Origin of the sequence: Klebsiella sp. C283 (assembly GCF_048822555.1) — a bacterium.
Taxonomy (GTDB): Bacteria; Pseudomonadota; Gammaproteobacteria; order Enterobacterales; family Enterobacteriaceae; genus Klebsiella; species Klebsiella quasipneumoniae.
The window spans coordinates 50,393-67,814 of record NZ_JBMEZS010000008.1; the positions used below are offsets into that span (position 1 = coordinate 50,393).

The window sequence follows — 17,422 nt, forward strand, 5'->3', positions numbered from 1 at the left end:
CATCCTCGGAATATGAACGATATTGCGCATAACCTGGCACAGGTCCGGGACAAAATCTCCGGTGCCGCCGCCCGTTGCGGGCGTGCGCCAGAAGAAGTGACATTGCTTGCAGTGAGTAAAACGAAACCTGCGAGCGCGATCGAAGAAGCCATCGCGGCAGGCCAGCGGGCATTTGGTGAAAACTACGTCCAGGAGGGCGTGGAGAAGATCAACCATTTCCAGCAGGCAGGCGTCAGCGGTCTGCAGTGGCACTTTATTGGCCCCCTGCAGTCCAACAAAAGCCGGCTGGTGGCCGAACATTTTGACTGGTGCCACACCGTCGATCGGTTGAAAATCGCCACCCGCCTGAACGAGCAGCGCCCGACGCATTTGCCGCCGCTGAAGGTACTGATTCAAATCAACATTAGCGATGAGCAGAGTAAATCCGGCATCCCGCTGGAAGCGCTCGATGCCTTAGCGGCGGAGATCGCTGAGTTACCTCATCTGGAGCTGCGCGGCCTGATGGCGATCCCCGCGCCTGAGTCAGAATATGTAAGGCAGTTTGCCGTCGCCCAGCAAATGGCGGTAGCATTTGCGCGGTTAAAAACGCGGTACCCCACGGTCGATACGTTGTCTCTGGGAATGTCGGACGATATGGAAGCCGCTATCGCGGCGGGAAGCACAATGGTGCGCATCGGCACGGCCATTTTTGGTGCGCGCGACTACAGCAAATAATAAGGAATCTGAGGAACGCCATGAAGACGTTGACTTTCCTGCTTTCAACGGTCATTGAGCTTTACACGATGGTCGTGTTGTTACGCGTCTGGATGCAGTGGGCGCGCTGCGACTTTTACAACCCGTTTTCGCAGTTTGTGGTAAAGGCCACGCAGCCGATTGTCGGGCCGCTGCGCCGGATTATCCCGGCAATGGGGCCGATTGACAGCGCCTCGCTGCTGGTGGCATTCATCCTCTGCGTCATCAAAGCGATCGTACTGTTTATGGTGATCACCTTCCAGCCGATCATCTGGATCTCCGCTCTGCTTATTCTGCTGAAAACCATCGGCTCGCTGATCTTCTGGGTGCTCCTGCTGATGGCGATCATGAGCTGGGTCAGCCAGGGACGCAGCCCGGTGGAGTATGTGCTGATGCAGCTGGCGGACCCGCTGCTGCGCCCTATCCGCAACCTGCTGCCGTCGATGGGCGGTATCGATTTCTCGCCGATGGTGCTGGTGCTGCTGCTGTACGTGATCAATATGGGTATCGCCGAGGTGCTGCAGGCCACCGGTAACGTACTGCTGCCGGGGCTGTGGATGGCGCTATGAGTGCCGTTGAAAGCTGCGCTGACGGGCTGGTGCTGAGGCTGTATATTCAGCCGAAGGCCAGCCGCGACAGCATCGTGGGCGTGCATGGCGACGAGCTCAAAGTCGCCATTACCGCCCCGCCCGTTGATGGCCAGGCCAATGCCCATCTGGTGAAATTTCTCGCCAAACAGTTCCGCGTCGCCAAAAGCCAGGTACTGATTGAAAAAGGCGAGCTGGGCCGCCATAAGCAAGTTAAAATCATCGCCCCACAACAGATCCCGACTGCGGTCGCGGCGCTAACTGAATAAACAGGATTCATCATGCAAAAAGTCGTCCTCGCTACCGGCAACGCCGGTAAAGTGCGCGAACTGGCCTCGCTGCTGGAAGATTTTGGTCTCGATATCGTCGCTCAGACCGAGCTGGGCGTCGAGTCTGCGGAAGAGACCGGCCTGACCTTCATTGAAAACGCGATTCTGAAGGCGCGTCATGCGGCGCAGATCACCGGCCTGCCGGCTATCGCCGACGATTCCGGTCTGGCCGTCGATGCCCTGGGCGGCGCGCCGGGCATCTACTCCGCCCGCTATGCCGGCGTCGACGCCAGCGACCAGCAGAACCTTGAGAAACTGCTCGATGCCCTGCAGGACGTGCCGGACGACCAGCGCCAGGCGCAATTCCACTGCGTACTGGTCTATCTGCGCCATGCCGAGGATCCCACGCCGCTGGTGTGCCACGGCAGCTGGCCTGGGGTGATCGCCCGGAAAGCCGCGGGTCAGGGCGGTTTCGGCTACGACCCGATCTTCTTCGTCCCGTCAGAAGGAAAAACCGCGGCCGAACTCAGCCGTGAAGAAAAGAGCGCCATTTCCCATCGCGGGCAGGCGCTGAAATTGTTACTGGAAGCATTACGTAATGGCTAATTTGCCGCCGCTGAGTCTCTATATCCATATTCCCTGGTGCGTGCAGAAATGCCCGTACTGCGACTTTAATTCGCATGCGCTGAAAGGCGAAGTGCCGCACGATGACTACGTCCAGCATCTGCTGAACGATCTGCGGGCCGATGCGCAGTATGCCCAGGGACGGGAAATAGGCACCATTTTTATCGGCGGCGGTACGCCGAGCCTGCTGTCCGGCCCGGCCATGCAAACCCTGCTCGATGGCGTCCGCGCCTGCCTGCCGCTGGCCGCCGGGGCGGAAATCACCATGGAAGCCAACCCGGGCACCGTGGAGGCCGATCGCTTCGTTGATTACCAGCGCGCCGGGGTGAATCGCATCTCCATCGGCGTACAAAGCTTTAGCGAACCGAAGCTGCAGCGGCTGGGGCGGATCCACGGCCCGGAAGAGGCCAAACGCGCGGCACGCCTCGCCAGCGGCCTGGGCCTGCGCAGTTTCAATCTCGACCTGATGCACGGTTTGCCGGACCAATCTCTGGAGGAGGCGCTGGACGATCTGCGTCAGGCCATTGCTCTCAACCCGCCGCATCTCTCGTGGTACCAGCTGACCATTGAGCCGAACACCTTGTTCGGCTCCCGGCCGCCGGTGCTGCCGGATGACGACGCGCTATGGGATATTTTCGAGCAGGGGCATCAGCTGCTGAGCGCCGCCGGCTACCAGCAGTACGAGACTTCCGCTTACGCCAAACCGGGCTATCAGTGTCAGCATAATCTCAACTACTGGCGCTTTGGCGACTACCTTGGCATCGGCTGCGGCGCGCACGGCAAGATAACCTTCCCGGACGGGCGCATTCTGCGTACCGCCAAAACCCGCCACCCGCGCGGCTATATGGAAGGCCGCTACCTCGAACGTCAGCATGATGTGGAAGAGGCGGATAAACCGTTTGAGTTCTTTATGAACCGTTTTCGCCTGCTTGAGGCCGCGCCGCGCGCGGAATTCCGCCGTTATACCGGTCTTGATGAAGTGGCGATTCGTCCGCAGCTGGACGCGGCGATAGCTCAGGGCTATCTGCAGGAAGACGAGCAGAACTGGCAGATCACCGAGCATGGAAAGCTGTTTTTAAATTCTCTTCTCGAACTATTCCTTAGCGAATAAATATCGTTATCCCATTCCCGCCAGGCAGAGTGCGGGAATGGGAATAACTCGATTCCTCCGCCATATATACCCTATTATATCCGACTCATTCTTATCAAATATTCCACCCTTAAATTAATTTGCATTAATTAATACAAGCCAAATATCAATCCAGCAATAAAATCGGTTATTTCCTTACCTCATTGCCAGAAAGTGTGAGTCAGGTAGCTTAAAGATGTACGACAACAAAGATAATATGTCATACAGAAATAAAGCATGATGCTAAAGATATTGACCAATTATCCCAAGTGCATGGAGCCAACTCATGAAAAAATATCCTTTTTCTCGTTCTCTGGTAGGTATAGCTTTACTGGCCCTACTCTCCGCAGGGGCCGTCGCGGCTGAAAAAGTCACGTTAAAACTGGCACATAACCTTGAGCGCAGCCATGTGGTGCATCAGGCGCTGGAGGAGATGTCCAGAGAGGTAAACCAGCTTTCTGACGGTAAGATGAAGATTCGTATTTACCCCAGTAGTCAGATGGGCAGCGCGCGCGAGACCATGGAGTTATTACAAAATGGCGCGCTGGATATGACCAAAGGTTCCGCCAGCGATCTGGAGTCTTTCGATAATATTTACGCCATTTATAATTTACCCTTCCTGTTTAACGACCAGAATCACTTCAATAAAGTCGTCTTCGGCGAGGTGGGCAAGGAAATAATGAACTCGACGAAAGAGAAAGGATTCTTTGCCCTTTCCGCTTTTGTCGCCGGGACGCGAAGCTTTTATGCCAAAAAGCCCATTACTAAACCGGAAGATTTAAAAGGACTGAAGATCCGCGTCCAGGCCAGTCCGACAACGTTAAAAATGGTCGAATTAATGGGCGGTTCCCCGACCCCCATCTCCTTTGGTGAAGTTTATACCGCCATGCAGCAGGGGGTGGTAGACGGCGCGGAAAATAACGTTCCCTCCTGGGTGCAGACGCGCCATATCGAAATCGCGAAAGTATTCTCTGAAGATGAGCACGCCTCCATCCCTGACTTCCTCGTTATCTCCAGCAAAACCTGGGACAAGCTGACGCCGGATCAGCAGCACATTCTGATCAAAGCGGCGAAAGCCTCAGAGATTTATCAGCAACAGCTGTGGCGGAAGATCGATGCCGATACCCGCGCGCAGGCCAAAGCCCTGGGCGGAGAAATAGTCAAAGTAGATAAAGCGCCGTTCCGCGCCGCCGTGCAGCCGCTATACGATGACTTTAAAAAAGATCCCAGCCAGGCCGCCCTGCTGGCCAAATTTGAAGCTGCCGCGGAATAACCTTTAACGGGCCGGCCACTGGCCCGTTTGCATCAGGAAATCAACGATGATACTTAACCGCATTAAGCTGGCGGTGGACCGCACCATCGCCGCCTTCTCTTTCGCTGTAATGATTGCGCTGGTTGTCTGCGTCGTCTGGCAGGTATTCAGCCGCTACGTGCTCAACCAGCCAAGCACCCTGACCGACGAGCTGGCGCGCTTCTTAATGATCTGGGTCGGGCTACTGGGCGCGGCCTATACCGTCGGCGCCCAGCGTCACCTGGCGATTGATTTACTCACCATGACGCTCTCTCCCCGCAGGCAGGCGCTTTTCAGCGTCATCATTAACCTGCTGATCCTGCTGTTTGCCGGCGCAGTGATTGTGACCGGCGGCGTAAAACTGATTGCAAAAACGCTGTCGACCGCCCAGGTCTCAGCCGCGATGCAGATCCCCATGGGCTACGTGTATCTGATCCTGCCGCTCACCGGCATCATGATAATGTTTTACGCATTGTGTTTTATCAGTAACGGCCTGAAAAACATCAAACATGCAGAATAAGGAGCAACTCATGGATAGCTATATTGCACTGACGCTGTTTGGCGCTTTCTTTATTCTGGTTTTTATTGGCGTTCCCATCTCCTTCGCCATCGGTATCGCTACCGTTGGTTCGATGCTGCTGATGTTTCCCTGGGATATCGCGGTGATTACCGTGTCTCAACGCCTGGCGAACGGACTTGATAACTTCGCGCTGCTGGCCATCCCCTTTTTTATCTTTGCCGGAACCCTGATGAACAGCGGCGGGATTGCCATACGTTTAATCAATCTGGCGCAGGTGATGGTCGGACGCGTGCCGGGCTCTCTGGGCCACGTCAACGTGCTGGCCAATATGATGTTCGGCTCGATTTCCGGTTCAGCCGTCGCCGCCGCCGCGGCGGTAGGCGGCACGCTCAACCCCATTCAGACGCAGAAAGGCTACGATCCGACCTTTTCCACAGCGGTAAACGTCTCATCCTGCATCACGGGTCTGCTTATTCCGCCGTCAAACGTCCTGATCGTCTTTTCCCTGACCGCAGGCGGCGTCTCGGTCGCCTCGCTGTTTATGGCCGGCTATTTGCCGGGCATCCTGATGGGCCTGGCTATTATGCTGGTCTGCGGCTGCATCGCTAAACGCCGCGGCTATCCGGTTTCCGAACGGCCGACCTGCGCCCAGGCGGCAAAGGCCTTTTTCGATGCTCTGCCCAGCCTGCTGCTGGTCATCATTGTGATGGGCGGGATCCTTGGCGGCATTTTTACCGCGACGGAAGCCTCTGCCATCGCCGTGGTCTACACCTTTATCCTGTCGGTACTGATCTATCGGGAAGTGAAGTGGCGCGATCTGCCGAAGCTGATTCTGGAATCGGTAGTCATGACCTCTATTGTGCTGCTGCTGATTGGCTTTTCGGTGGGCATGTCGTGGGCGATGACCAACGCCGACATTCCCTACATGATAAGCGATGCGCTAATGGGGGTGTCGGAAAACCCGGTGGTGATCCTGATGTTGATAAATATCGTGCTGCTAATTGTCGGCATTTTTATGGATATGACCCCAGCTGTGCTGATTTTCACGCCGATATTTCTGCCCATTGCTGAGGATTTAGGCATGAATCCGGTTCATTTCGGCATCATGATGGTCGCTAACCTGTGCATCGGCCTGCTGACCCCGCCGGTAGGCAGCGCGCTGTTTGTCGGCTGCTCCATTTCAGGAGTGAAAATTCAGCAGCTCATCAAACCGTTGCTGCCGTTCTACGCCGCCCTGCTGATCGCGCTGATGATGATTGTCTATATCCCGCAGATTTCGCTGTTTATTCCGCAGCTGCTGGGGCTGATGTAGCGTTATTGCCCTGGAAAGGAGGGGACGCATTCCTGAGGAAGAATGGGCGTTAGACCTTGAGCTAACGCTTCTGCCGGGCGACGGCTCTAGCGCCGTGCCCGGCCGACAAAAGCTTCAATAGCAAAATATTCTGTCATCCGACAAGCTCATACGCGCCAGGCGCAGCCGGGCCATTCCGAACCTGACCCGGCTACTTAAGGACCCCGTCGCGGCGCATCTTCTCCAGCCCCTCCTGCCAGTATTTTTCGTCGCGAGCCAACTCCCGGTAGCGGATCTCCAGCGCCATGAGCTGCGCGTTCAGTTCGCCTTTTTGCTTCTGCAGCGGCGCTATCTTTTTATCGCGCGCGGCCATCTCCGCTTTGATATTTTCACTCATCTCTTTATGCTGGCGATAATAGTTACGCTTCTGCTCATTCAGCACGGCATCGCGCTCGGCGCGCAGCGGCCCGGCATCGCAAACCGCTTTTTTCTGACAGGCGGCCAGGGCGGGTTCATAGAGAGTTTTGTAGTAATGATTCTCGAACTTCAGCGGATCGTTTTGCCGGTCTACTTCATACATTTTTTCCAGCATCGCCTGCTGCACGTCGCTGCGATCGAGCGGCTTGCCGTTCGCATCCGTACCCCATGAACGGTTAATCCGCTCCTCTAACGCGGCGATCTCGGTTTTCAGCGCATCCTGTTGCCCTTGCAGCGTCTTCATCGTGGCTTTGCTGGCGGCAAAGCTGGCGTCAATTTTGGCAAATTGCGCCATAAATTTGTGGTCATTGACGATCAGGGTTTTACTTTCATCCCCTCCGATTTCCTTAAAGGTTCTCCCGCCCCTCTTCGCCGCCATCTGCAGCGAAAAGAATTCGGTCTGCCAGCCGGAGTCTTTGGTCCCTACCGCGGTCATCATGGCGGAGAACTTTACCGGCCGCCCCCTGGTCCAGACTCGCTCATAAAAAAAGTAATCTCCCGCGACGCCGACGCGAATATAGAGATCTTCCGCGGCGGCCATATCGCCTTCCAGCATATAGGTCGCCTGATTTCCCCTGGCGTCGAGCTGCTTTAGCGTCACACGTTGCAAGCGCATAACCCCGCCAGTCTGTTCAGCAAACTGCTGTTTTACCACGTCGTCTGTTGGCGTGTTGGCATCCGCCAGCACGTAACAAGGGGAAGCGATCATCAGGACGGTGAGCGTTTTCCATGCCTCTTTCATCAGCAAATTCCTTTTATGAATACAGCAGGCATCATAAGGCGTTCGCCACCGCAGGCAGGATAAATGAAATCTGATTTTGCTACCTGCGGACGCAGGTAGCGGGATGTCGCTTACTTTAACGAGCCCACCAGCGCTTTGCGGCTGTCCTCAAGGGAGACCACTCGGCTGCAGACGTCTTTACCAAACTGCTGGAAATCGGCCTCCTGGTTTTTCCACTCGTCCTGAATCGCGGTTTGCAGACCGCCGAGGCTGCCGAGAATGCCCTGCAGCGGGTTGCCGCCGCCTTTGAGCACCGCTTTCGCCCCCATCTCGTTAATGCTGTCCTGCAGAATGCCGCCCATCGCCTGATTCACCAGCTGCTGGTCGTCGGCGCGCACCTGGTCGATGGCTTTATAGTGGAAGGTCAGGCCATCGCTGCGGCGCTCAATGATGCGGTTCATCTGTTCTTTCAGCTGCGCGTCCAGCTTAGTCAGACGACCGTGCATACTGCTGTCGGCGCCGACCTGTTCGGTAATGATTTTATCCAGCGCCTTGCGGCCTTTTTCGACTCGCGAACGCGCGCCTTCGTCAATCCACGGCAGGCTGCTGCGCAGACCGGCCTGATAATCCTGGGCCTGCTCGCGCTGGGCGGCGCTGAGGGCATAGGCCTTGCCGTTAAAGGTCAGGTTACCGTCCGGTTTGATCACCAGATTGCCATTTTCCCCTTTCACCTGGACCTGCTGCGGGGTGAGGATCACATCGTCACGCGGCGTGACGCTACACTGGTAGTCTGCATGGGCAGACAAAGCGGTGACGGAGAGCGCCACCGCCAGCAGCGTTTTACGCATCATAAAACTCCCTTAAGACAAAACGGGCCGGCAGTTGCCGACCCTTGTCAAACTTAGTCCCACCAGACGTCAAAAAGTTCGCTGGTGCGCACATCCTCTAACTTACGCGCTTCCAGCCATTGGCGCACGATGGCCTGATGCTCTTCGGTACATTTACCGATCTCCTGCATGCAGATCAGCCCCTCCCAGGAGAGATAGCCGCTGCCGTCAAAGGCCAGCTTGTTCGGCTCGATCACCTCTTCGATCAGATCGTTGACCGTCTGGTCGATCTGCTCTTCGCTGGTCCCTTCCGGGAAACGCCAGGCGACGGAGAAGCCTAACTCCTGAAACTCGTCGATATGCATTTTTTTCCGCAGACGACGGCTACGATTCTTGGCCATTATTTCACCCTCTCGAACATTAAGTCCCATACGCCGTGGCCGAGACGATGGCCACGCTGTTCAAATTTGGTTACCGGTCGCGATTCCGGGCGCGGTACGTAATCGTTGCTTGCCGACTGGTTACGGTACCCTTCCAGCGAGGACATCACTTCCAGCATATGGACGGCATAGGCTTCCCAGTCGGTCGCCATATGGAAGACGCCGCCGAGCTTCAGTTTACTTTTCACCAGCTCGGCGAAAGGCGGCTGCACGATACGACGTTTATTATGGCGCGCTTTGTGCCACGGGTCAGGGAAAAACAGCTGCACCATATTCAGCGAGTTATCCGGAATCATAGTGTGCAGCACTTCCACCGCATCGTGACACATCACGCGCAGGTTTTGCACACCTTCTTCTTCGGCCGAGGCCAGACAGGCGCCGACGCCCGGGGAGTGCACTTCGATGCCGAGGAAATTCTGTTCCGGTTTGGCTTTTGCCATGGCCACCAGCGAGGCGCCCATCCCGAAGCCAATTTCGAGGGTGACCGGCGCTTCGCGGCCAAACAGGGCGGCGAAATCGAGCGGCGCATCGTTGAATTCAACGCCCATCACCGGCCAAATGTTATCCAGCGCATGCTGCTGCCCTTTCGTCAGGCGGCCCTGGCGACGGACGAAGCTACGAATACGGCGCAGCGGACGGCCGTTTTCATCAAATTCCGGAGAGATGACGTCGTTTTTCATAAAAGTTAGGTCTGCTAGTGAAAGTGTTCGGAAAACGGGCATTATCCAAAGTTACCCGGCGGATGCAAGGGTTTACAGCCACTCAGCCTTGTGCTGCAATCTGCCACCCTGTAATCGCGATCCCGGAGCCGTAGCTTTGACTTTTCTCGCCACGCAATTTTCAGCCCAGGTCCTGGACTGGTACGACAAATACGGGCGTAAAACCCTGCCCTGGCAAATCGCCAAGACGCCCTACAAAGTATGGCTCTCCGAAGTGATGTTGCAACAAACTCAGGTGACCACGGTTATCCCGTATTTTGAACGCTTTATGGCGCGTTTCCCCACGGTGGTCGATCTCGCCAACGCGCCGCTGGATGAGGTGCTGCATCTGTGGACCGGACTGGGTTACTACGCGCGGGCGCGCAACTTACACAAAGCGGCGCAGCAGGTGGCGACGCAGCACGGCGGCGTATTCCCGCAAACTTTTGACGAAGTGGCGGCGCTTCCCGGCGTTGGGCGCTCAACGGCGGGGGCCATTTTATCCCTTTCGCTCGGTCAGCATTATCCGATTCTCGACGGCAACGTGAAGCGCGTGCTCGCCCGCTGCTATGCTGTCAGCGGCTGGCCGGGGAAAAAAGAGGTAGAAAAACGGCTGTGGGAGATCAGCGAAGCGGTCACGCCGGCGAAGGGCGTGGAGCGCTTTAACCAGGCGATGATGGATCTCGGGGCGATGGTCTGCACCCGCTCGAAGCCGAAGTGCGAACTGTGCCCGCTGAGCAACGGCTGCGTGGCCTACGCCAATCATTCATGGGCAGAATATCCGGGCAAAAAACCGAAGCAGACCATTCCGGAACGCACCGGCTATTTCCTGCTGATGCAGCACGGCGACGTGGTGTTTCTCGCCCAGCGTCCGCCGGTGGGCCTGTGGGGCGGATTGTTCTGTTTTCCGCAGTTTGCCGACGAAGCGGGCCTGCGCGAGTGGCTGGCACAGCGCCAGATTAAGGCCGATAATCTGACGCAGCTCACCGCTTTTCGCCACACTTTCAGCCATTTCCATCTGGATATTGTGCCGATGTGGCTTACAGTGCACTCATCTGGCGCATGCATGGATGAAGGCAACGCACTCTGGTATAACTTAGCGCAGCCGCCGTCGGTCGGTCTGGCGGCCCCCGTGGAGCGCTTGTTGCAACAGTTAAAAGCCGGAACGCCGGTATAAATTTTCGGCTATCAAAGAGGATTGATTATGAGCAGAACCATTTTTTGTACCTTCCTGCAGCGTGAAGCGGACGGCCAGGATTTTCAGCTGTATCCGGGCGAACTCGGGAAGCGCATTTACAACGAAATCTCCAAAGAAGCCTGGGCGCAGTGGCAGCACAAGCAGACCATGCTGATCAACGAGAAAAAGCTCAGCATGATGAACCCGGAGCACCGCAAGCTGCTGGAGCAGGAGATGGTGCAGTTCCTGTTTGAAGGGAAAGACGTGCACATCGAAGGCTATACGCCGCCGGAAAAACAGTAAGGGCCCTGCGGCCTTTTAAAAACAAACACAACACGCACGCCCGGAATGATGAAAAAATACTTAGCGCTCGCGCTGATTGCGCCGTTGCTCGTTTCGTGTTCCAGCTCCAATAAAAAAGGCGCCGAATACAACGAGGCCTGGGTCAAGGATACCAACGGTTTTGATATCCTGATGGGCCAGTTTGCCCACAACATCGAGAACATTTGGGGGTACAACGAAGTCCTGCTCGCCGGGCCGAAGGACTACGTCAAATACACCGACCAGTATCAAACCCGCAGCCACATCAACTTCGATGAAGGGACGATCACCGTCGAGACCATCGCCGGCACCGATCCGCGCGGACGACTGCGCCAGGCGATCGTCAAAACCCTGCTGATGGGCGATGACCCCAACTCCATCGACCTCTATTCCGATGTCGATGACATTCAGATCTCCAAAGAGCCGTTCCTCTATGGCCAGGTGGTGGATAACACCGGGGCATCGATTCGCTGGGAGTGGCGCGCCGCGCGCTTTGCCGACTATCTGCTGCAAACCCGCCTGAAGAGCCGCAACAACGGCCTGCGCGTGGTCTATAGCATCACCATCAACCTGGTGCCGAACCACCTCGACAAACGTGCGCATAAATACCTCGGCATGGTGCGTCAGGCCTCGCGTAAGTATGGGGTTGATGAGTCGCTGATCCTCGCGATTATGCAGACCGAATCCTCCTTTAACCCTTATGCGGTCAGCCATGCCGACGCCATGGGGCTGATGCAGGTGGTCCAGCACAGCGCCGGCAGAGACGTCTTCCGTTCCCAGGGTAAATCGGGCCTGCCAAGCCGCAGCTATCTGTTCGACCCGGCGAATAACATTGACACCGGTACCGCCTACCTGGCGATGCTGAACAATGTCTACCTCGCCGGCATCGATAACCCCACCTCGCGTCGCTACGCGGTGATCACCGCCTATAACGGCGGCGCCGGCAGCGTGCTGCGGGTCTTCTCCAGCGATAAAGTCCAGGCGGCCAATATCATCAACAGCATGGCGCCAGGGGACGTCTACCAGACCCTGACTACCCGCCATCCGTCGGCGGAATCGCGCCGCTATCTGTATAAAGTTAACACGGCGCAGAAAAGCTACCGCCGTAAATAACCCCCTCCTGACACCGGCCTCAGCCCCGCGCTGAGGCCGCGTTTTTTCTGCGCCATACGGTGCAATATCTTTCGGTTTTCTGCGGCAGTTAACAGAAGCCTTCGGTTGGCGAATGATAGAATCGCATCAAAATAACGGGTTTAATGTTATTTTAAAAACATAACAAGCCCACATTCGTGAGGATAACTACATGAATCTTAAGCTGCAGCTCAAAATACTGTCGTTCCTGCAGTTCTGTCTTTGGGGGAGCTGGCTTACCACGCTTGGCTCATACATGTTTGTCACCCTGAAGTTTGACGGCGCAGCAATCGGCGCGGTTTATAGCTCGCTCGGTATCGCCGCGGTGCTGATGCCGACGCTGCTCGGCATCGTCGCCGATAAGTGGATTAGCGCCAAATGGGTGTATGCCGTTTGTCACCTGGTGGGTGCGCTGACGCTGTATCTGGCGGCGCAGGTCACCACGCCGGGCGAAATGTTCCTCGTGATCCTCCTCAACTCACTGGCCTATATGCCGACGCTGGGGCTGATTAACACCATCTCTTACTATCGCCTGCAGTCGGCGGGGCTGGATATCGTTACCGATTTTCCGCCGATCCGTATCTGGGGCACTATCGGCTTTATCTTCGCCATGTGGGGCGTCAGCTTCTCCGGCTTTGAGCTGAGCCATATGCAGTTGTACATCGGTGCGACGCTGTCGGTATTGCTGGCGCTGTTCACCCTGACGCTGCCGACGATCCCGGTGGCTAACGCCCAGCGTAATCAAAGCTGGACGGAGATGCTGGGGCTTAACGCTTTCGCGCTGTTTAAAAACAAGCGCATGGCCATCTTCTTTATCTTCTCAATGATGCTCGGCGCCGAGCTGCAAATCACCAACATGTTCGGTAATACCTTCCTGCACAGCTTCGATAAAGATCCGCTGTTTGCCGGCAGCTTTATCGTCGAACACGCCTCGGTGCTGATGTCGATCTCGCAGATCTCCGAGACCCTGTTTATCCTGACCATCCCGTTCTTCCTCAGCCGCTACGGCATTAAGAACGTCATGTTGATGAGTATCGTGGCGTGGATGCTGCGCTTCGGCCTGTTCGCCTTTGGCGACCCGACGCCGTTCGGCACCGTGCTGCTGGTACTGTCGATGATCGTCTACGGTTGCGCCTTCGACTTCTTCAACATCTCCGGTTCAGTGTTCGTTGAGAAAGAGGTGCGCCCGGAAATCCGCGCCAGCGCCCAGGGGATGTTCCTGATGATGACCAACGGCTTCGGCTGTATTCTCGGTGGCATGGTGAGCGGCAAAGTGGTGGAGCACTTTACCGTCGGAGGGATCACTAACTGGCAGAGCGTGTGGCTGATTTTCGCCGGCTATTCGCTGGCGCTGGCTTTTGCCTTCGTGGCGCTGTTCAAATACAAACACGTCAGACAGCCGACCGCCGCGCAGCAGAGCGCGTGATCGGCAAAAGTAAAACGCCCCGCCTGTTCGGCGGGGCGTTTTTTTATCCCTTCAACACGTAGCCATACAGCCGCTTAATGCCGTCCGGATCCGTCTCGCTATAGACTCCCTGCAGCTCCGGCGAGAAGCCCGGTAGCATATTGACCCCCTCCTCCAGCGCGAGGAAATAGCGCAGCACAGCGCCCCCCCAGACCTCACCGGGCACCACGCATAATACCCCCGGCGGATACGGCAGCGCCCCTTCCGCCGCGACGCGGCCCTCCGCCTCGCTCAGACGCACCAGCTCCACGTCGCCGCGGATAAATTCGCGGTTGGCATCCTGGGGATTCATCACCACCCGCGGGAAGCTCCGTTTACGGAACATCTCTTTTTGCAGGCTCTTCACGTCAAAGCTGACGTACAGATCATGCATCTCCTGGCACAACTCGCGCAGGGTATAGTCGCGATAGCGCACCGGATATTTGTTGTAGATGGTCGGCAACACATCGGCCAGCGGCGTATCCGCTTCAATATGCTGTTCAAACTGCCCCAGCATCGCCACCAGCTGCGCCATTTTTTCGGCGCTTTCCGCCGGCGTCAGCAGGAACAGAATCGAGTTGAGATCGCACTTCTCCGGCACGATGCCGTTTTCCCGCAGGTAATGCGCCAGAATGGTCGCCGGGATGCCGAACTCACTGTACTCCCCGCTCTCCGCGTCGATGCCCGGGGTGGTCAACAACAGCTTGCACGGGTCGACAAAATACTGGTCGTCGGCATAGCCCTCGAAACCATGCCAGCGCGCGCCCGGTTCGAAGCTGAAGAAACGACGCTCCCGGGCGATCGCTTCGGTCGGGTGATCCTGCCACGGGCGCCCCGCCACCATCGGCGGAATAAAGGGCTGAATCATCTTACAGTTGGCGATGATCGCTTTGCGCGCCTCGATGCCCAGCGCCACGCATTCGGCCCACAGGCGGCGGCCGCTCTCGCCTTCGTGAATTTTGGCGTTGACGTCCAGGGCGGCGAACAGCGGATAAAACGGGCTGGTGGAAGCATGCAGCATAAAGGCGTTATTCAGCCGCTTGTGCGGACAGAAGCGCGCCTGGCCGCGCAGATGGTTATCCTTTTTATGGATCTGCGACGTCTGCGAGAAACCGGCCTGCTGCTTGTGTACGGACTGGGTGACAAAAATGCCCGGATCGTCCGGCGTCAGCTCCAGCAGCAGCGGCGAACAGTCGGCCATCATCGGGATAAACTGCTCATAGCCCACCCACGCCGAGTCGAACAGGATGTAATCGCAGAGGTGGCCGATTTTATCGACCACCTGGCGGGCGTTATAGACCGTGCCGTCATAGGTCCCGAGCTGGATCACCGCCAGGCGAAACGGGCGAGCGGCCGTGGCTTTCTCAGGCGCCGCTTCGCGGATGAGATCCCGCAGGTAGCGCTCATCAAAGCAACGCTCGTCAATGCCGCCGATAAAGCCGAACGGATTGCGCGCGGCTTCAAGATAGACAGGCGTCGCCCCCGCCTGAATCAGCGCCCCGTGATGGTTTGACTTGTGGTTATTGCGATCGAACAGCACCAGATCGCCGCGGGTCAACAGCGCGTTGGTCACAACTTTGTTGGCCGCCGAGGTGCCGTTAAGGACGAAGTAGGTTTTATCCGCATTAAAGACCTTCGCGGCGAACTTCTGCGCATGCTTGGCCGACCCTTCGTGGATCAGCAGATCGCCTAATTTTACATCGGCGTTACACATATCGGCGCGAAAGACGTTTTCGCCAAAAAAGTCATAGAACTGACGGCCTGCGGGATGCTTTTTGAAAAAGGCCCCGTGCTGGTGTCCCGGACAGGCAAAGGTGCTGTTATCCATTTCGACGTACTGGGTCAGCGTATTGAAAAACGGCGGCAGCAGACGCGCTTCATAATCGCAGGCCGCCGCTTCCAGCTCGAGCCACTCCTGATCTTTACCGGCGATCACCGCCTGTACCCCCTCCGGCTTATCGACCGCCGTCTCGCTCAGCAGGTAGACCGGCAGGTTAAATCCGCTACGCCTGAGGAGGGCAAGGATACCGCTGCGACTGTCCGCCGCGGTGATGACGACTGCCGCCACATCGGTAAAATCGGTACTGTCCAGCGCCACAACGCGACGGTGGGTGGACAAGCTGGTGACCAGCTCGCAGCTGGCGGCAATGTGCATGGATTTCATAAGCGCAAATGCCCGTATCGGGAGTGTAAAAATCTCAGACAAGGAAAACCTTGCCCAACGATGTGTCCGGGTCTGACGGATTCAGCTCCGACCGCCGGACATCAGTAAAAGCAGACGCGTCCGATCTTACTGTTGCCCTACAGTGAGCATACGTGTCCTTCACCGCATGGTGAACGGAGGGGTAAGCGTAGCAAGATGAGGCAGCCCACGCATCTGTGCGCGGCGTCGCTGGCGAGGTAATTGCAGTGTCGTCATCGGCGGCCTCATATCAGGGAGGAGAAAATTCGCGCAATCATGGCACCTTTCCCTGACAGGCGCAAGATGAAAACCGTATGCACTTATATCACGGATACACAAGCTTTCACGGCGGGTTAACGTCATAATCAGTCGGTTATCAGGGATATTTAACAGGAGTCAGCGTGGTTACAGGACCTTTTATTAATGCCAGCGCGGTGCTGGTCGGCGGCGTGTTAGGCGCCTTACTCAGCCAGCGGTTGCCGGAACGGATCCGCACATCCATGACCTCAATTTTTGGCCTGGCGTCATTAGGCATCGGTATTTTACTGGTGATTAAATGCGCCAATCTGCCGGTGATGGTGCTGTCGACCCTGGTGGGAACGCTGCTCGGCGAAATATGCAATATGGAAAAAGGCATAAATACGCTGGTCAGTCAGCTTCAGCAGTTGCTGTCATCGAAGGGTAAGAAAAAGGCCTCGGCGCATGACTCCTATATTCAGAGCTATGTGGCGATTATCGTCCTGTTCTGCGCCAGCGGCACCGGCGTCTTCGGCGCCATGCGCGAAGGGATGACCGGCGACGCCAGCATTCTGATTGCCAAAGCGTTTCTTGATTTTTTCACCGCCACCATTTTCGCCTGCACTCTGGGCATTGCCGTCGCCGCCATCAGCGTGCCGATGCTGCTTATCCAGCTGACCCTCGCGGCCTGCGCGGCGATCATTATGCCGCTCACCACGCCGATGATGCTGGCGGATTTCAGCGCCGTCGGCGGTATGCTGCTGGTGGCCACCGGGCTGCGTATCTGCGGAATAAAAATGTTTGCCGTGGTGAATATGCTGCCTGCGCTGGTGCTGGCGATGCCGATTTCAGCGGCCTGGACGCTGTTTTTTGCCTGAAGACGCGTGCTTTTAGCGCAATGTGGTGATAGATTGTTCAGTCTGCTGCAAAACAGATAAATTTCGTTGACGAGGCGCGGCGATTACGGTTTAATGCGCCCCGTTGCCCGGATAGCTCAGTCGGTAGAGCAGGGGATTGAAAATCCCCGTGTCCTTGGTTCGATTCCGAGTCCGGGCACCACTATTTAAAGAACCCAGCCTATGGCTGGGTTTTTGCTTTTCTGCATCCGGACTCTCCATCGAACTCCGTTCGATTATTCGCCGCACAGCGGCTCACCCCTTCGGGGCCAGCGCGACACGCGCGCTGTTCAACGCCTACGGCGTTAGTCCGAGTCCGGGCACCACTATTTAAAGAACCCGCCCAAAAGGCGGGTTTTTGCTTTTCTGTAGCCGGACTCTCCATCGAACTGCGTTAACCCGTGATTTCCCTGCTGCGCTTTTCTCCT

The 17,422-nt window shown here is 56.7% G+C and carries 18 protein-coding genes and 1 tRNA gene; 14 read left to right on the forward strand and 5 right to left on the reverse strand.

From position 1 onward, the window contains the following. Window positions 1-12: 12 nt before the first annotated feature. The 8 genes from ACOI7Z_RS16580 (at window position 13) to ACOI7Z_RS16615 (ending at window position 6,464) form a co-directional block, all read left to right on the forward strand. Window positions 13-714 carry a YggS family pyridoxal phosphate-dependent enzyme gene (locus ACOI7Z_RS16580; RefSeq protein WP_086074960.1) on the forward strand — a complete coding sequence of 234 codons (702 nt, stop codon included), beginning with the start codon at window positions 13-15 and terminating at the stop codon, window positions 712-714. A gap of 20 nt (window positions 715-734) precedes the next feature. Next, window positions 735-1,301, forward strand: a complete 567-nt coding sequence (locus ACOI7Z_RS16585) for a YggT family protein (RefSeq protein ID WP_002916613.1) — start codon at window positions 735-737, stop codon at window positions 1,299-1,301. Continuing rightward, window positions 1,298-1,588, forward strand: a complete 291-nt coding sequence (yggU, locus tag ACOI7Z_RS16590) for a DUF167 family protein YggU (protein ID WP_004205183.1) — start codon at window positions 1,298-1,300, stop codon at window positions 1,586-1,588. The genes ACOI7Z_RS16585 and yggU overlap by 4 nt, the downstream gene beginning before the upstream one ends. Window positions 1,589-1,600: 12 nt before the next feature. Then, window positions 1,601-2,194, forward strand: a complete 594-nt coding sequence (locus ACOI7Z_RS16595) for an XTP/dITP diphosphatase (RefSeq protein WP_023290995.1) — start codon at window positions 1,601-1,603, stop codon at window positions 2,192-2,194. After that, window positions 2,187-3,323, forward strand: a complete 1,137-nt coding sequence (gene hemW, locus ACOI7Z_RS16600; RefSeq protein ID WP_087848590.1) for a radical SAM family heme chaperone HemW — start codon at window positions 2,187-2,189, stop codon at window positions 3,321-3,323. The genes ACOI7Z_RS16595 and hemW overlap by 8 nt, the downstream gene beginning before the upstream one ends. A 304-nt stretch (window positions 3,324-3,627) precedes the next feature. Continuing rightward, window positions 3,628-4,614: a TRAP transporter substrate-binding protein gene (locus tag ACOI7Z_RS16605; RefSeq protein ID WP_048298270.1), complete on the forward strand. Its 987-nt coding sequence runs from the start codon at window positions 3,628-3,630 to the stop codon at window positions 4,612-4,614. A 46-nt stretch (window positions 4,615-4,660) separates the two neighbouring features. After that, entirely contained in the window at window positions 4,661-5,152 is a 492-nt protein-coding gene (locus tag ACOI7Z_RS16610; protein ID WP_087848589.1) for a TRAP transporter small permease, read from the forward strand. 10 nt (window positions 5,153-5,162) lie between these two features. Beyond that, the gene (locus tag ACOI7Z_RS16615; RefSeq protein ID WP_087848588.1) at window positions 5,163-6,464 is read left to right on the forward strand and encodes a TRAP transporter large permease; all 1,302 of its coding nucleotides are present in this window, start codon (window positions 5,163-5,165) and stop codon (window positions 6,462-6,464) included. A gap of 190 nt (window positions 6,465-6,654) precedes the next feature. Here ACOI7Z_RS16615 and ACOI7Z_RS16620 read toward each other — a convergent pair whose 3' ends face one another. The 4 genes from ACOI7Z_RS16620 to trmB form a co-directional block, all read right to left on the reverse strand. Next, entirely contained in the window at window positions 6,655-7,662 is a 1,008-nt protein-coding gene (locus ACOI7Z_RS16620) for a DUF1202 family protein (RefSeq protein WP_087848587.1), read from the reverse strand. Window positions 7,663-7,772: 110 nt separating this feature from the next. After that, on the reverse strand, window positions 7,773-8,492 hold the full coding sequence (locus tag ACOI7Z_RS16625; RefSeq protein WP_087848586.1) for a DUF2884 domain-containing protein: 720 nt from the start codon (window positions 8,490-8,492) through the stop codon (window positions 7,773-7,775). Window positions 8,493-8,542: 50 nt separating this feature from the next. Then, window positions 8,543-8,869: a YggL family protein gene (locus ACOI7Z_RS16630; RefSeq protein WP_023291003.1), complete on the reverse strand. Its 327-nt coding sequence runs from the start codon at window positions 8,867-8,869 to the stop codon at window positions 8,543-8,545. Next, a complete protein-coding gene (trmB, locus tag ACOI7Z_RS16635; protein ID WP_004205192.1) occupies window positions 8,869-9,588 on the reverse strand; it encodes a tRNA (guanosine(46)-N7)-methyltransferase TrmB in 720 nt (239 codons plus the stop codon). The genes ACOI7Z_RS16630 and trmB overlap by 1 nt, the downstream gene beginning before the upstream one ends. Window positions 9,589-9,724: 136 nt before the next feature. On the opposite strand from trmB, the gene mutY reads away from it, so the two are divergent. The 4 genes from mutY to ACOI7Z_RS16655 all read left to right on the forward strand — a co-directional run bounded on the left by mutY (window position 9,725) and on the right by ACOI7Z_RS16655 (window position 13,661). Beyond that, on the forward strand, window positions 9,725-10,783 hold the full coding sequence (gene mutY / locus ACOI7Z_RS16640; protein WP_087848585.1) for an A/G-specific adenine glycosylase: 1,059 nt from the start codon (window positions 9,725-9,727) through the stop codon (window positions 10,781-10,783). A 27-nt stretch (window positions 10,784-10,810) separates the two neighbouring features. Beyond that, entirely contained in the window at window positions 10,811-11,086 is a 276-nt protein-coding gene (locus ACOI7Z_RS16645; RefSeq protein WP_004105744.1) for an oxidative damage protection protein, read from the forward strand. A 48-nt stretch (window positions 11,087-11,134) separates the two neighbouring features. Next, window positions 11,135-12,217, forward strand: coding sequence for a membrane-bound lytic murein transglycosylase MltC (mltC, locus tag ACOI7Z_RS16650; RefSeq protein WP_002916629.1), 1,083 nt, complete (start codon window positions 11,135-11,137; stop codon window positions 12,215-12,217). Window positions 12,218-12,407: 190 nt separating this feature from the next. Then, on the forward strand, window positions 12,408-13,661 hold the full coding sequence (locus ACOI7Z_RS16655; RefSeq protein ID WP_086074954.1) for a nucleoside permease: 1,254 nt from the start codon (window positions 12,408-12,410) through the stop codon (window positions 13,659-13,661). A gap of 43 nt (window positions 13,662-13,704) precedes the next feature. Here the strand turns inward: ACOI7Z_RS16655 and ACOI7Z_RS16660 are convergent, their stop codons facing one another. Then, on the reverse strand, window positions 13,705-15,843 hold the full coding sequence (locus ACOI7Z_RS16660) for an ornithine decarboxylase (RefSeq protein ID WP_087848584.1): 2,139 nt from the start codon (window positions 15,841-15,843) through the stop codon (window positions 13,705-13,707). 419 nt (window positions 15,844-16,262) lie between these two features. Here ACOI7Z_RS16660 and ACOI7Z_RS16665 point away from each other — a divergent pair, with 419 nt between their 5' ends. Together ACOI7Z_RS16665 and ACOI7Z_RS16670 are read left to right on the forward strand one after the other, a co-directional pair. After that, window positions 16,263-16,976 carry a DUF554 domain-containing protein gene (locus ACOI7Z_RS16665; RefSeq protein WP_023291007.1) on the forward strand — a complete coding sequence of 238 codons (714 nt, stop codon included), beginning with the start codon at window positions 16,263-16,265 and terminating at the stop codon, window positions 16,974-16,976. A 105-nt stretch (window positions 16,977-17,081) separates the two neighbouring features. After that, window positions 17,082-17,157: transfer RNA gene (locus tag ACOI7Z_RS16670), tRNA-Phe, on the forward strand. The last annotated feature ends 265 nt before the right edge of the window (window positions 17,158-17,422 follow it).